Source organism: Pseudomonas sp. Z3-6 (assembly GCF_051131985.1).
GTDB lineage: Bacteria > Pseudomonadota > Gammaproteobacteria > Pseudomonadales > Pseudomonadaceae > Aquipseudomonas > Aquipseudomonas zanjanensis.
The window spans coordinates 514251-529285 of the sequence record NZ_CP071644.1 but is presented as its reverse complement, the minus strand read 5'-3'; the positions used below and the strand labels follow the sequence as shown (position 1 = coordinate 529285).

13 protein-coding genes and 1 riboswitch are annotated in these 15035 nt (G+C 61.9%); of the genes, 6 read left to right on the top strand and 7 right to left on the bottom strand.

Annotated features, from left to right (window positions below; all coding sequences use genetic code 11):
- Positions 1-39: 39 nt before the first annotated feature.
- The gene (locus J3P88_RS02390) at positions 40-441 is read right to left on the bottom strand and encodes an acyl-CoA thioesterase (protein ID WP_072346269.1); all 402 of its coding nucleotides are present in this window, start codon (positions 439-441) and stop codon (positions 40-42) included.
- 192 nt (positions 442-633) lie between these two features.
- Positions 634-740, top strand: a riboswitch (S-adenosyl-L-homocysteine riboswitch).
- A 23-nt stretch (positions 741-763) separates the two neighbouring features.
- On the opposite strand from J3P88_RS02390, the gene ahcY reads away from it, so the two are divergent.
- The 4 genes from ahcY to J3P88_RS02370 all read left to right on the top strand — a co-directional run bounded on the left by ahcY (position 764) and on the right by J3P88_RS02370 (position 6316).
- A complete protein-coding gene (gene ahcY, locus J3P88_RS02385; protein WP_434573804.1) occupies positions 764-2173 on the top strand; it encodes an adenosylhomocysteinase in 1410 nt (469 codons plus the stop codon).
- Between the two features lie 188 nt (positions 2174-2361).
- Positions 2362-3207: a methylenetetrahydrofolate reductase [NAD(P)H] gene (gene metF, locus J3P88_RS02380; RefSeq protein ID WP_186707084.1), complete on the top strand. Its 846-nt coding sequence runs from the start codon at positions 2362-2364 to the stop codon at positions 3205-3207.
- 199 nt (positions 3208-3406) lie between these two features.
- The gene (locus J3P88_RS02375) at positions 3407-4186 is read left to right on the top strand and encodes a substrate-binding periplasmic protein (protein ID WP_186729202.1); all 780 of its coding nucleotides are present in this window, start codon (positions 3407-3409) and stop codon (positions 4184-4186) included.
- Positions 4187-4447: 261 nt separating this feature from the next.
- Positions 4448-6316, top strand: a complete 1869-nt coding sequence (locus tag J3P88_RS02370; protein ID WP_186729204.1) for a DEAD/DEAH box helicase — start codon at positions 4448-4450, stop codon at positions 6314-6316.
- Between the two features lie 253 nt (positions 6317-6569).
- Here J3P88_RS02370 and J3P88_RS02365 read toward each other — a convergent pair whose 3' ends face one another.
- The 4 genes from J3P88_RS02365 to J3P88_RS02350 form a co-directional block, all read right to left on the bottom strand.
- Positions 6570-7151, bottom strand: a complete 582-nt coding sequence (locus J3P88_RS02365) for a YceI family protein (RefSeq protein ID WP_186707081.1) — start codon at positions 7149-7151, stop codon at positions 6570-6572.
- A 32-nt stretch (positions 7152-7183) separates the two neighbouring features.
- Positions 7184-7735: a cytochrome b gene (locus tag J3P88_RS02360; protein ID WP_434573801.1), complete on the bottom strand. Its 552-nt coding sequence runs from the start codon at positions 7733-7735 to the stop codon at positions 7184-7186.
- Between the two features lie 239 nt (positions 7736-7974).
- A complete protein-coding gene (locus J3P88_RS02355) occupies positions 7975-8136 on the bottom strand; it encodes a hypothetical protein (protein ID WP_434573799.1) in 162 nt (53 codons plus the stop codon).
- Positions 8137-8504: 368 nt separating this feature from the next.
- On the bottom strand, positions 8505-10268 hold the full coding sequence (locus tag J3P88_RS02350) for a flavin monoamine oxidase family protein (protein WP_434573797.1): 1764 nt from the start codon (positions 10266-10268) through the stop codon (positions 8505-8507).
- A 222-nt stretch (positions 10269-10490) separates the two neighbouring features.
- Here J3P88_RS02350 and J3P88_RS02345 point away from each other — a divergent pair, with 222 nt between their 5' ends.
- Positions 10491-11897, top strand: coding sequence for an adenosylmethionine--8-amino-7-oxononanoate transaminase (locus tag J3P88_RS02345; protein WP_434573795.1), 1407 nt, complete (start codon positions 10491-10493; stop codon positions 11895-11897).
- Between the two features lie 167 nt (positions 11898-12064).
- Positions 12065-12784 carry a 16S rRNA (uracil(1498)-N(3))-methyltransferase gene (locus tag J3P88_RS02340; protein WP_434573793.1) on the top strand — a complete coding sequence of 240 codons (720 nt, stop codon included), beginning with the start codon at positions 12065-12067 and terminating at the stop codon, positions 12782-12784.
- Positions 12785-12843: 59 nt separating this feature from the next.
- On the opposite strand, the gene J3P88_RS02335 is transcribed toward J3P88_RS02340, so the two are convergent.
- Together J3P88_RS02335 and J3P88_RS02330 are read right to left on the bottom strand one after the other, a co-directional pair.
- Positions 12844-13746 carry a transporter substrate-binding domain-containing protein gene (locus J3P88_RS02335; RefSeq protein ID WP_434573791.1) on the bottom strand — a complete coding sequence of 301 codons (903 nt, stop codon included), beginning with the start codon at positions 13744-13746 and terminating at the stop codon, positions 12844-12846.
- A 21-nt stretch (positions 13747-13767) separates the two neighbouring features.
- On the bottom strand, positions 13768-15009 hold the full coding sequence (locus J3P88_RS02330; RefSeq protein ID WP_434573789.1) for a D-amino acid dehydrogenase: 1242 nt from the start codon (positions 15007-15009) through the stop codon (positions 13768-13770).
- Between the last annotated feature and the right edge of the window lie 26 nt (positions 15010-15035).

Here is a 15035-nt window from a genome sequence, read left to right as displayed (position 1 = left end):
GTGGGTGCGAGCCTGCTCGCGATAGCAGCGCCGCCGAACTCACTCGACGACATCATCCTTGAACTGATCCTTGACGTACTTGATCTCGGTCCGCCCATGAGGCGCAGGCAGGCCGTCTTCGCCGAGGTTGACGAAGACCATTTTCTCCACGGTCAGGATGCTCTTGCGGGTGATTTTGTTGCGCACCTCGCAGGTCAGGGTGATGGACGTGCGGCCAAACTCGGTGGCGGTGATACCCAGCTCGATGATGTCGCCCTGGCGCGAAGCGCTGACGAAATTGATTTCCGAGATGTACTTGGTGACCACGCGCTGGTTGCCGAGCTGGACGATGGCATAGATCGCCGCCTCCTCGTCGATCCAGCGCAACAGGCTACCGCCGAACAGCGTGCCGTTGGGGTTGAGGTCTTCGGGCTTGACCCATTTGCGGGTGTGGAAATTCATGATCACTCCTGAGTGTCTGGCCGTTGGATTGCTGCATCATGGCAGACCGCACGGCCAGGCTCTACGTCGTGGGCCCTATGACGGTCATCGGCAATTTCGATTTGCCGACAGAAACCCTTTTGGAAGATCCGATTAGCCCGTTATAATCGCCACCGTCTTACCTCGGTCCACGCTTTGGACCGTTCCCGCCACCTGTCCGAGGGGCGCTGCAGCAGGCTCGACCTGTCAGGCTCGGATGGGGCGTTGTTTGTACGGGGCTACCCGCACGGACACTAAACGCACAACGGCGCCCATTCGCATACATTACGAATGGAGGCTCTTCATGAGCGCTGTTATCACGCCTGCTGCTTTTACCGACTACAAAGTCGCCGACATGTCCCTGGCTGCCTGGGGCCGTCGCGAAATCATCATCGCCGAATCCGAAATGCCAGCCCTGATGGGTCTGCGCCGCAAGTACTCTGGCGAACAGCCATTGAAGGGCGCAAAAATCCTCGGCTGCATCCACATGACCATCCAGACCGCCGTGCTGATCGAAACCCTGGTTGCCCTGGGTGCCGAAGTGCGCTGGTCGTCCTGCAACATCTTCTCGACCCAGGACCAGGCCGCTGCCGCCATCGCCGCCGCCGGCATCCCGGTATTCGCCTGGAAAGGCGAGACCGAGCAAGAGTACGAGTGGTGCCTGGAGCAGACCATCCTCAAGGATGGCCAGCCATGGGACACCAACATGATCCTCGACGACGGCGGCGACCTGACCGAGCTGCTGCACAAGAAATACCCGGCCGTGCTGGACAAGGTCCACGGCGTGACCGAAGAAACCACCACCGGCGTGCACCGCCTGCTGGACATGCTGGCCAAGGGCGAGCTGAAAATCCCGGCCATCAACGTCAACGACTCGGTGACCAAGAGCAAGAACGACAACAAGTACGGCTGCCGTCACAGCCTCAACGACGCCATCAAGCGCGGCACCGACCACTTGCTGTCCGGCAAGCAGGCGCTGGTGATCGGCTACGGTGACGTGGGCAAGGGTTCGGCCCAGTCCCTGCGCCAGGAAGGCATGATCGTCAAGGTCTCCGAAGTCGACCCGATCTGCGCCATGCAAGCCTGCATGGACGGTTTCGAGCTGGTTTCGCCGTTCATCGACGGGATCAACGACGGCACCGAGGGCAGCATCGACAAGGCTCTGCTGGGCAAGATCGACCTGATCGTGACCACCACCGGCAACGTCAATGTCTGCGATGCCAACATGCTCAAGGCCCTGAAGAAGCGCGCCGTGGTCTGCAACATCGGCCACTTCGACAATGAAATCGACACCGCTTTCATGCGCAAGAACTGGGCATGGGAAGAAGTCAAGCCGCAGGTCCACAAGGTGCACCGCACCGGCACTGGCAGCTTCGATCCACAGAACGATGACTACCTGATCCTGTTGGCCGAAGGCCGCCTGGTGAACCTGGGCAATGCCACCGGTCACCCAAGCCGCATCATGGACGGCTCGTTCGCCAACCAGGTCCTGGCCCAGATCTTCCTGTTCGGCCAGAAATACGCCGACCTGTCGCCGGCCCAGAAAGCCGAGCGCCTGACCGTGGAAGTGTTGCCGAAGAAACTCGACGAAGAAGTGGCCCTGGAAATGGTCCGCGGCTTCGGCGGCGTGGTCACCAAGCTGACCAAGCAACAGGCTGACTACATCGGCGTCACCGTCGAAGGCCCGTTCAAGCCGCACGCTTACCGCTACTGATCGGCGCTATTGCCTGCTCTCCCTGTGGGAGCGGGCTGTGTGGGAGCAAGGCTTGCCCGCGATGAAAACGCCGCGGTCTCTCGAGGACCGCAGCGCCTGGATCGCGAGCAAGCTTTGCTCCCACACAGCCCGCTCCCATATTGTGATGCGCAAGGCGTCCAGGCTTACGAGTTTCCAAGGATATGACCATGTCCCAAGACCGTCGCTACAGCTTCGAGTTCTTCCCGACGAAGACCGATGCTGGGCATGAAAAACTGATCGCCACTGCCCGTCAGTTGGCCCGCTACAACCCCGACTTCTTCTCCTGCACCTATGGCGCCGGCGGCTCGACCCGTGACCGCACCCTGAACACCGTGTTGCAGCTCGAAGGCGAAGTCAAAGTCCCGGCCGCTCCGCACCTGTCCTGCGTCGGCGACAGCAAGGACGACCTGCGCAGCCTGTTGACCCAGTACAAGGCCGCTGGCATCAAGCGCATCGTTGCTCTGCGTGGCGACCTGCCGTCGGGCATGGGCATGGCCAGCGGCGAGCTGCGCCACGCCAACGAATTGGTGAACTTCATCCGAGAAGAAACCGGCGATCACTTCCACATTGAAGTGGCTGCGTACCCGGAGATGCACCCGCAAGCGCGTAACTTTGAAGACGATCTCAACAATTTCGTCCGCAAGGCCAATGCCGGCGCCAACAGCGCGATTACCCAATACTTCTTTAACGCCGACAGTTACTTCTACTTTGTCGAACGTATCCGCAAGCTGGGCGTCGATATTCCGGTCGTGCCGGGCATCATGCCAATCACCAACTACAGCAAGCTGGCGCGTTTCTCCGACGCCTGCGGTGCTGAAATCCCACGCTGGATCCGCAAGCAGCTGGAAGCCTATGGCGACGATTCCTCGAGCATCCAACGCTTCGGCGAGGACGTCATCACGCAAATGTGCGAACGTTTGTTGCAAGGCGGCGCACCGGGGCTGCATTTCTATACCCTTAACCAGGCCGAGCCCAGCCTCGCGGTATGGAACAACCTCAAGCTGCCGCGTTGAATGACTTGATGCGGTTGTACAAAGAGGCCTTGGCGAAAACCAAGGCCTTTTCCATTCAGTTCCTCAGCCTCAAGCAAATGCGTTCGCATCGGATGAATGCCACGAGGCCTCAATGAGCACCAAAGGCAAGCAAAAGGCAACCAAGGCGCAGGCCAGAGCGCTCTAGCTATTTGATGAGTTCTCGTCGTAACCTCAGGCCATGCCCGTCATTGTCCAGCTGCTGACCTCCTTTTTTCTCTTGTGCCTGAGCATGACCGCTCAGGCCGAGAAGTTGCGCATTGTCACCGAGCCCTGGGCCCCGTATGTCTACGAAGAGAACGGCAAGATGCTCGGCCTGGACTACGAAGCCACGGCGATTGTGTTCAAGCGCCTGGGCATCGACGTGGAATGGCAGTTCCTGCCCTGGAAGCGTTGCCTGGCGATGCTCGAACAGGGGTTGGCGGACGGCGCGCTGGACATTTTCCACAGCAATGAACGCGATGCGACGCTGCTTTATCCCAGCGAACCGCTGTCGGACGTGGAATTTGTGATGTTCTACGCCAACGCCCGGCCCCACCCATTTCGCACGCTCGATGACCTGGCCGGCCTGACGGTTGGTACCTCGCCCGGCTACCTGTACAGCCAGGCCTTCAGTGAGTCGCCCCGGTTCAAACGTGAAGCGGCGCCCACCCACGAAGCCAACTTCGGTAAGTTGCAACTGGGTAGGATCGACCTGCTTATCACCGACCGCAGGGTCGGTCGGCATGTGCTCGAACAAATGCAACTGGGCGACCAGATCACCGAAAACCCTATGGTGGTGAGCCGTCAAAGCCAATACCTGGCGGTACGGCGCAACGCCGGCATGGATTTGCTGGTGCAACGCTTCGGTGCCGAACTCAAGCGTTTCAAGCGCGAACCGGCCTATGCCGAACTGAGCGCCCGCTATGGCGCCGGCCCCCTGGCGAAGACCACTCACCCAGCCAGTCCAGTGCTGAAATAAACCGTTGAGCAGCAGGAAAGCGGCGCGCGGCGTTTGCTCTGTTATACTCCGGCCTTCCCGCCAGGCTCACGCCCGGACGCCCGGTCTTGCAAAAGGCATCCCGACACCGCTACAGCGCAGCCTACAGCCCGCGCGAGCCTTGTCCGGACCCGCCTTCGAGGCCCGGCAGGACCGGACGGGATGACGTCTTTTGGTTGAACGTCATTCGCGCCCGGCAAGACTATCCCATTGGGCCAGGCCCTCACTAAAACAGGATTACTCATGTCCTTTGCTTCCCTCGGTCTCTCCGAGGCTTTAGTCGGCGCCATCGAAGCCGCCGGCTATACCCAGCCTACCCCGGTGCAACAGCGGGCCATTCCCGCCGTGTTGCAAGGTCGCGACCTGATGGTCGCGGCGCAGACAGGTACTGGCAAAACCGGCGGTTTCGCCCTTCCGATCCTGGAGCGGTTGTTTCCTAACGGTCACCCAGACAAATCCCAGCGTCATGGCCCGCGCCAACCGCGCGTACTGGTCCTGACCCCCACCCGCGAACTGGCGGCCCAGGTACACGAGAGCTTCAAGATCTATGCTCGCGACCTGAAGTTCGTCAGCGCCTGCATTTTTGGCGGCGTTGGCATGAACCCCCAGGTCCAGGCCATGTCCCGTGGCGTCGATGTACTGGTGGCCTGCCCCGGTCGCCTGCTGGACCTGGCCGGCCAGGGCAGCGTCGATTTGTCCCACGTCGAAATCCTCGTGCTGGACGAAGCCGACCGCATGCTCGACATGGGCTTTGTCCATGACGTGAAGAAAGTCCTCGCCCGCCTGCCTGCCAAGCGCCAGAACCTGCTGTTTTCGGCTACGTTTTCCAAGGACATCACCGACCTGGCCGGCAAGCTGCTGCACAACCCGGAGCGCATCGAAGTCACGCCGCCGAACACCACGGTCGAGCGGATCGAGCAGCGTGTGTTCCGCCTGGCGGCCAGCCACAAGCGTGCCCTGCTGGCGCACCTGATTACCGCCGGCGCCTGGGAACAGGTCCTGGTCTTCACCCGCACCAAGCACGGCGCCAACCGCCTGGCCGAGTACCTGGACAAACATGGCCTGCCGGCCGTGGCGATCCATGGCAACAAGAGCCAGAACGCTCGCACCAAGGCCCTGGCCGATTTCAAGGCCGGCGAAGTGCGCATCCTCGTGGCCACCGACATCGCGGCCCGTGGCCTGGACATCGACCAGTTGCCCCACGTGGTCAACTTCGAGCTGCCTAACGTCGATGAAGATTACGTGCACCGTATCGGCCGTACCGGCCGGGCCGGTCGTTCCGGCGAGGCGATTTCCCTGGTCGCGCCGGACGAAGAAAAACTGCTCAAAAGCATCGAGCGCATGACCAAGCAGAAAATCGCCGACGGCGACCTGATGGGCTTTGATGCCAGCACCATCGAGGCCGAGAAGCCTGAAGTGCGCGAACGTCCGGACGTGCGCAATCCGCGCAACGCCCGTGGCCCACGCGGCGACGGTCCGAATGGCGGCGGTGGCGGCGGCGGTCGCAAAGACAAAGGCAAGGACAAGGGCAAGGAAAAATCGGCCAGCAACAGCAATGGCCGCGGCGAACGCCCTGCCCGCGAGCAAAAGCCTCGCGAAGGCACTCCGGCCCGTGAACAGCAGCGCCCAGCACCGCGTGCCGCAGCCGATCGTGCTCCGGACGAGTTCCTGGATGACGATGTGGATAACTTCGGTAACCGCGTCGACTACGTGCCGCAGCAGAAACCGGCCCAAGGCCGCGGTCGCCGCCCAGGTGCCCCGGCACAGGGCGCCGGTGCAGGCGCTCCGCGCACCGGCACGCCACAAGGTCGCCAGAACGGTCCGCGCAACAGCAACGGCTCGTCCACCGGCACGCCACCGGCCAAGCGCAACGGTCCACGCAACGGTGCCCCCCGTGACGGCCAGGCCCGCCGCGACGACACCCGCCCGCGCCGCCCGGCCCGTGACGACCAGCCTCGCCAGGAACCCGCCGTGCAGAACCCGCGCGGCAACCAACCGAAGATCATGCACAAGGAATCGAAAGCCGATCGTTTCCCGACGCCTGAGCAATTGGACCAGTTGCCAAGCCGTCCGCGGGGCGAAAAACCGGCCTTGCTGACACGCAATCGCTGAGTTTTTCCATGCCTTGAAAAATGCCCCATGTCTCACGACCTGGGGCATTTTTTTGGCCCCAACACAGTTCCAAATGTGGGAGCGGGCTTGCTCGCGAATGCGGTCTATCAGGCAATACTTTATCGACTGACCCACCGCATTCGCGAGCAAGCCCGCTCCCACAAAGGATCCTGCGCTGTTTGTCAGATTACATGTGGCAACAAAAACGCCCCTGATCGCAAGACCAGGGGCGTTTTTTTGTCAGGCGCGAAAGTTACTTCGCTTTGACACCTTCGAACGAGACGTACAGTTCGACCGTGTCGGATTTTGGCCCCAGGTCTTTCTGCTTGCCGAAGTCGGAACGCTTGATGGTAGTGGTGCCTTCGAAGCCGGCACGGTAGCCACCCCATGGGTCCTTGCCTTCGCCCAGGAAAGTCGCCTTGACCACGACCGGCTTGGTCACGCCCAGCAGGGTCAGGTCACCGGTCACATCGGCCGTGTTTTCGCCGGTGGACTTGACGCTGGTGGACACGAACGTGGCCTTGCCGAATTTGCTGGCATTCAAGAAGTCAGCGCTGGCGATGTGCTTGTCACGCTCGGCGTGATTGGTGAACACGCTGGCGGTGTTGACGTTGAACTCGATCTTGCTGGCTTCAGGCTTGGCGGCGTCGAAGCTGAACTTGCCGTCGATGTCCTTGAAGGTACCGGTGATGTAGCTATAGCCCAGGTGGCTGATCTTGAAGTCGACGAAGGCGTGCTGGCCTTCCTTGTCGACCACGTAGTCGGCAGCCATGGCCTGGCCGGCGGACAGCAGGGCAGAACCGATTGCCAGGGCGGCGAGCGTCTTTTTCAACATGCTTTCTATTCCTTTGGAGTCGAGGTTGAACATCAGGCTTCGCGCCCCAGCATTCGCTTGAGGGTCGCGTCACGGTCGATAAAGTGGTGTTTCAATGCTGCCAACGCATGAAGGCCGGAAAAAATTACCAATGCCCATGCCAGGTAGAAGTGGATCTGGCCGGCGACGTCTGCCTGATCGGGCAGTCCGGACACCAGCGCGGGTACTTCGAACAGGCCAAACACCGGGATCCCGACACCGTCTGCGGTGGAAATCAGGTAACCGGCAATCATCACGGCGAACAACCCGAGATACAGTGCGCTATGGCCAAGCTTGGCGCTGACGCGGGTCAGGCGGCCATAGGTTTGCAGGGTCGGTGGCGGCGGGCTGACAAACCGCCAAACCACCCGCAGCAACATGACCGCCAGCAGCACCAGGCCAATGCTCTTGTGCAGGTCCGGTGCGTCTTTGCGCCAGGTGCTGTAGTAATCCAGGCCGACCATCCACAGGCCCAGCGCGAACAACCCGTACACCGCCAGGGCAACGGCCCAGTGCACAGCGATACTGACCCAACCATAACGAGAAGAAGAGTTGCGTAGCTGCATTGCTCATATCCTGTAAAAACTGCGCTCAAGACTAGCGACTTATCTATCGATTTAAAGCGGAAAATTTCGCTTTGAAATATCGAGAAATACGATCATCAGTCTGGGAGGGGAGCGTTAAGGAAAGATTAAAGCGGATGCGCTGCGTGATGGCGAGGGGCAGCCAAGAGAACGGCTTGGCTGGAAGACGTAATCGCGAGGCTCAGTCCTACCAAAGCGGCCACGAGCTAAAGCCTTGATTGTTAGTCCACCGCGCATTTTGGGTTATAGGGATCGAAGGTGCATTTGTACGCCAACTGAGTGTCTTGCTCGAGGATCACCGGAGTCATTAGAGGCTCATGGTCATCACCATACACACAGCCATACAACGAAACCAATACGGCCATCGCTAATAGTATTTTCATACTCGCTCCTGTTTTTTTGAGGAGCCTAGACTCATGGCTTGGTGCGCTCTATCACCTGCTTCTGGTTAAAGGGTGGGAAGTTTCCGATATATCGTCGAGGCGTGTAGGACGTTAGCGAGCATTACACGACGCCTGGCTTTGAGTGGCAGCAGCGCGCCTGATGCTGAATAAAAATGCGGCCCTTGAGCCTGATGCCTATCAGTTAGGAGCAAACGGCATAAATCCTGTGGGAGCAAAGCTTGCTCGCGATAGCGGCAGAGTCGCCAACATCGTTGTCGGCTGGCTTACCGCAATCGCGAGCAAGCTTTGCTCCCACAGGTTTGCTGCTTAACTGACTGGCACTAGCCGCGTTTTTCTCATTTGTGCGGTTACTGAGCCTTGGTCTCAGTAGCCGTCGTCGGCTTGACTGCTGGTTTTTTCACCGGCTCGGCCTTTTTCACCGGAGCCTTGGCCGGGACTTTTTTAGCTGGGGCCTTGGCAGCCGGTTTTTTCGCCGCGGGTTTGGTCGCTGCTTTCTTGGCTGGCTCAACCTTCGCCGGGGCCGGCGCGGGAGGTTCCACCGGGACCGGTACTGGGGCGGGAGCAGGCGTTGGCGCTGGCGGCGGTGCTACCGACTCTGGCGCCTTCACCGGCTCGGGCTTCTTGTCGTCATCCGAACCGCCAAACAGGTTGCTGAAGAAGTTGCCCTTCTTCGCCGCTACCGCACCCGCGGCGGCTGCCGTTGCAGCCGGAACAACCTTGGCCGGTTCGAACGACTTGCCGGCCGCCAGGTCTTCAACCTGACTCGCCGCCCGCTGGCCGCTGCGCAACGCCCCCTCCAGGGTACCCGGGTACAACGTATCGGTATGTTCACCGGCAAAAGCTACGCGCTGCAACGGCTTTTCCCACAGGCGCCAGTACTTGCTGATCTGGCCCGGACCAAAGGCCAGGTAGGCGCCGCCCATGGACGGGTCGGTGCTGTAGCGGCGGATCTCATAGCCGGTGAACGCGCCACGGGCCTGTGGATAAAACGCGTGCAGGCGGATCAGCACCTGGTCGACCATCTGTTTGTCGCCGAAGGCCTGCATCACCCGGGCGTTGTCGCCGGACAGGTTGATGACTACGTTGGCGCCGCCCTTCAGGGCCGGCTCGATCCACATCATGCCCAGGCCGGTGTTGCTGTAGATCTCACCCGACATGCGCGCCTTGCTGTCCCAGACCGGGGTCTTGAACTTGAGCATGATCTGGTCGCGCCAGCCGTAGTTGGTGCCTTTGATCGCACCTTGATGCTGGGCATCCAGGGCCGGGGTCAACTGGATCTTGTTCAGGGCTCGCAATGGCACCGCCAGCACCACGTAGTCAGCCTGGTAGCCCACGCTGCCGACCTTGACGGTCACGCCGTCCTTGTCCTGGGAGATGGCCGACACGGGCGAGTTGGTCTTGATGGTTTTCAGCTGCTTGACAAACGCCTGGGCCAGGACCGGACTGCCACCGAGCAAGCGCGAGGCCCGCAGGTCGCGGTCGGACACGCCGCGATAGACGCGGTTCTGCTGAGCGAAATACAGCAGCGACAGGCGCGAAGGCTCGTCGTACCGCGTGCGGATTTCCTGGTTCACCAGCTGACGGGCCGTGGCCGGCAATTGCAGGCGGTCGAGCCAGTTGGACACGGTGATCTGGTCCAGCGCATGCAAGGTATTTGTGGCCGCTGGATTCTGTGGGTCATCGATGGAGCGCGCCAGGTCGTCCAGGGTGGTTTCGTAGCGCTTGAGGGCTTCGGCGGTGGCCGGCTGCTTGGTCGCCAGGTCTGCGGCGGTGAAATACGTACCGTCGATCAGGTAGCTGGGGGTCCGCACGAATTCCGGGGCCGGCGTGGTGCTCAGCTTGAAGGTGGAGACGTACTTGTTCAGTACCGGCTGGGTCTTTTCGTTGCCGATCCACTCGCTGGTGGCCATGCCCGAGCGGCCACCCAGGCTTGGCTTGGCTTCCAGCAGGGTCACGGCCCAGCCCTTGTTTTGCAGCTCGTAGGCCGCCGTCAGTCCGGCCAACCCGCCGCCGATGACGATGGCCGTCGGTTGCTTGTCCTTGGCCAGCGCCGAAACGCTGAACAGCCCTATCATCACCAGCGCACAGGCGCGCAGCCAACCAGCAGACATTCAACGAACTCCGGATTAAAACCTAGGAAATTTCAGCTTCGAGCCAGTCGGCCCAGGGAACGGCGAAGAATACGTCAGCCATCAAAACGCCGCCAGCGACGTCTATCGCCTGGCTCAAAGTAGCGCGAATGACACAATGGGTTGTCCCCACGGCCGCCATTGCATAGGCTTGCGCGATTGTTTTGCCCGCGCCCGCCGCGAGCCGCCTCGAGGAGACTGTACATGGGCCTGAATAACCAGTGGATGCAACGCGACCTCGCGGTGCTGTGGCATCCCTGCACCCAGATGAAAGACCACGAACAGCTGCCCCTGATCCCCATCAAGCGCGGTGAAGGCGTGTGGCTGGAAGATTTCGAAGGCAAGCGCTACCTCGATGCCGTCAGTTCCTGGTGGGTCAACGTGTTCGGCCACGCCAACCCGCGCATCAACCAGCGCATCAAGGACCAGGTCGATCAACTGGAGCATGTGATCCTTGCCGGTTTCAGCCACCAGCCGGTGATCGAGCTGTCCGAGCGCCTGGTAAAAATGACGCCCGAAGGCCTGACCCGGTGCTTCTACGCCGATAACGGTTCGTCCTGCATCGAAGTGGCGATGAAGATGAGCTTCCACTACTGGATCAATCGCGGCCAACCGGACAAGAAGCGCTTCGTCACCCTGAGCAACAGTTACCACGGCGAAACCATCGCGGCGATGTCGGTGGGCGACGTGCCGTTGTTCACGGAAACCTACAAGGCGTTGCTGCTGGACACGATCAAGGTGCCGAGCCCCGACTGTTACCACCGCCCCGAAGGCATGGGTTGGGAGGAGCATTCGCGGAATATGTTCGCCGCCATGGAGCAGACCCTGGCCGAGCACCACGACACGGTGGCGGCGGTGATCGTCGAGCCGCTGATCCAGGGCGCCGGCGGCATGCGCATGTACCACCCGGTGTACCTGAAACTGCTGCGCGAGGCCTGCGACCGCTACGGCGTGCACCTGATCCACGACGAAATCGCCGTCGGCTTCGGCCGCACCGGGACGATGTTTGCCTGTGAACAGGCCGGCATCACCCCGGATTTCCTCTGCCTGTCCAAGGCCCTGACCGGCGGTTACCTGCCGCTGGCGGCGTGCGTGACCACCGACGAGGTCTACAGCGCGTTCTACGACGACTACCCGACCTTGCGCGCCTTCCTGCATTCCCACAGCTACACGGGCAACCCGCTGGCCTGCGCGGCGGCCCTGGCGACGCTGGATATCTTCGAAGAAGACAACGTCATCGAAAACAACCGAGCCCTGGCCCAACGCCTGGCCAGCGCGACCGCCCACCTGGCCGACCATCCGAACGTCGCCGAGGTGCGCCAGACCGGCATGGTGCTGGCCATCGAGATGGTCAAGGACAAGGCCAGCAAGACCGCTTATCCATGGCAGGAACGCCGCGGCCTCGCCGTGTTCCAGCATGCCCTGGAGCGCGGTGCATTGTTGCGACCGCTGGGCAGCGTGGTGTATTTCCTGCCGCCGTATGTCATCACCCCCGAGCAGATCGACTTCCTCGCCGAAGTGGCCAGCGAAGGCATCGACATCGCCACCCGGGACAAGGTCAGCGTGGCGGTGCCGAAGGACTTTCACCCGGGTTATCGCGATCCGGGCTGACGGCAGATTTCTCTGTGGCGAGGGAGCTTGCTCCCGCTGGGCCGGTCCGACGCTTCGGGCGAAGCGGCCCCTCCTGGCGATTGCTGCGCAATCGAGCGGGAGCAAGCTCCCTCGCCACAAAGCTCCCTCGCAGCAACGTCGAATTCAGATTCAATAGAGAACAAAACATGAGACTGTCCCGCTTCTTCATCGATGCCCCCCTGAGCCTCGGCGATCACGAGCTGCCTGAGGCCCAGGCCCACTACATAGGCCGGGTGCTGCGCATGGCCGAGGGCGATGCGGTGCAGGTGTTCGACGGCTCCGGCCAGGAGTTTCGCGGCACCCTGGCCGAAGTCGGCAAGAAACGCGTGCGGGTGCAACTGGACGAGCAGTTCGCCGGACAGCCTGAATCGTCGCTGCGTATTCACCTCGGCCAGGGCCTGTCCCGGGGCGAGCGCATGGACTGGGCGATCCAGAAGGCCACGGAATTGGGGGTCAGCGAGATCACACCGATTTTCAGCGAGCGCTGCGAAGTGCGCCTCAAGGACGAGCGCGCCGACAAACGCTTGCTGCACTGGCGCCAGGTGGCGATCAGCGCCTGCGAACAGTGTGGACGCTCGACCGTGCCGGTGATCCACCCGCCGCTGTTGCTGGCGGACTGGTTGAAGCAGGCCGAGGCCGAACTGAAACTGGTACTGCACCCGGTGGCCGAGCCGCTGGTCAGCCATGACAAACCGTCCACACTGGCCTTCCTGATCGGCCCTGAGGGCGGCTTGTCGGATGCCGAGGTCGAGCAGGCCAAAGCCGCCGGCTACCACGCCGCCCGCCTCGGCCCCCGCGTGCTGCGCACCGAAACCGCGCCGGTGGTGGCGTTGGCGGTGGCGCAGCAGTTGTGGGGGGATTTCTAAGGCTCCGCCCCATTGAAGATGCCATTTAATGTGGGAGCGGGCTCAGCGGTACATGACACTTACTGCACCGGCTCACTCGTCGGTTTGGCAATGATCGCCTTCAACTCGCTGGTCATCGGAAACTCCAGGTTCAGGCCCTTGGGTGGAATCGGTTTCTGGAACCAGCGGTCGTAGATCTCGTTGATCTCCCCCGACTTGTACAAATCGGCCAGGGTCGCGTTGACCAATGCCAGGAATTGCGGATCGTCCTTGCGCACCATGCAGCTGTAGATCTCCCGCGATTGCTCCTGCCCCACCACCACCCACTTGTGCGGGTCGCGGGCCTTGGCCCGTTCGCCGTAGAGCAGCGCATCGTCCATGTAGAACGCCGCCGCCCGGCCGGTCTCGAGCATCTGGAAGGACTCGCCGTGGTCCTTGGCGCTGATGATGAACATGTCGGCCTTGTTGTCCTGGTTGTAGCTTTTCAGGAAGCGCTCATTGGTGGTGCCGGCGGTGGTCACCACGTTCTTGCCACGCAGGTCGGCGAAGCTGTGAATGCCGCTGTCCCTGGCCGTCAGCAACTGGCCCTTCACGTAGATAAAACCATAGGAAAACGCCACTTGCTTCTGCCGCTCGGCCGTCACCCCGGTGGAGCCGCACTCCAGGTCCACGGTGCCGTTCTGCACCAGTGGAATGCGGGTCTGGGAGGTAACCAGGTTGTACTTCACGTTCAGTTGCGGCAATGCCAGTTGCTGCTTGATGCGCTCGACGATCTTGCTCGCCAGTTCCACCGAATAACCCATCGGTTTGCCGCTGTTATCCGCGACATAGGAAAACGGCACCGAGGCGTCACGATAGCCCAGGGTGATGGTCTTGCTGCTAGCGATCTTGCCCAGCGCGCCCGCCGTTGGCGCCTCATTGGCAAAAGCCGCGGCGCTCAATAGCAGGCTCAGGGTGCAGCCGATCAACGTGATTTTTTGCATTGTTATTCTCCGTTGGGTAAGTCAGGCGGCGCGGGGCGTCAGGCCCTGCAAGTCGATGGAAGGTGTGTGCTGGCGGATCAGCTCGCTGAGCACGCGAGCACTGCCACACGCCAGGGTAAAACCCAAGGCCCCATGGCCCAGGTTGAGCCATAGGTTACGGTAGCCGGTGGCGCCGATCAGCGGCACGCCACTGGGGGTGGCCGGGCGCATGCCGGCCCATTCGATAGCACGGGAATAATCCCCAGCCTGGGGAAAAGTTTCCAGGGCCTGGCGCTTGATCAAGGCCAGGCGCTTGGGGTCCGGCGTCGGGTCGAAGCCGACGATGTCGACCATCGCCGCGATTCGCAATTGTTCGCCGATCCGCGCGTAGACAACTTTGCGGTCGTAGTCGGTGATGCTCAACTCCGGCGCCTGATGCTCGGGACCAATGGGCACGGTCAAGCTGTAGCCCTTGAGCGGATACAGCGGCATCCGCACGCCGGGCAAGGCGAGCGCGGCGCTGCGGTGGCCGGCAGCGATCACCAAGTGCTCCACCGGCAGCCGCTGCCCGTCCAGCACGATGGCCTGCACCGCGCCATTGGCGTGTTCGATGGCGCTGACCGGCTGCCCCAACAGGAACTCGCAGCGCCCCGAAGCGCGCAAACGTGCCGCCAATTGCTGGCAGAACCCATGGCAATCGGCGACCTCCTCATCCGGTGTGTAGATCCCGCCTACATACGGCACGCCGGCCAGGGCCGGTTCCAGGGTCGCGCACTCGGCGGGGCCAAGCACCTGCTGAGAGGCACTGTCCGCCAACCCCTGCCGCGCGCGCCGAAAATGCCCGGCGTCACGAAACGTCACCAGCTTGCCGTTGCGCCGCCACTCGAAGCCGTCGAGGTGGTCCTGCTCGCGCCAGCCCTGCAAGGTCGCCTGGCTCAACAGCGCCAGGCGCAGCAGGTGGGCGCCGTTGCGCCGATTGACCGAAGTCCGGCACGCGCCAATGAACGCAGCCATCCAGCGCCACTGCGCCGGGTCCAGGCGTGGCCGCAGCTTGAGCGGCGAGTCACCGCGCAGCATCCAGCCCAGGGCCTGCCAGGGCACGCCGGCATCCGCCAGCGGGGCGACATAGCGATAGGACAGCTGGCCACCGTTGGCAAAACTGGTTTCGCTGCCCAAGGTCTCCCGGGCCTCCACCACCTTCACGTCGATGCCGTCGCGCACCAGCGCATAAGCCGTCGCCAGCCCCACCACGCCACCGCCGATGATGCAAACCCGCTGAGCCATGTCCGTCTCACATCTGTTTTGAATGG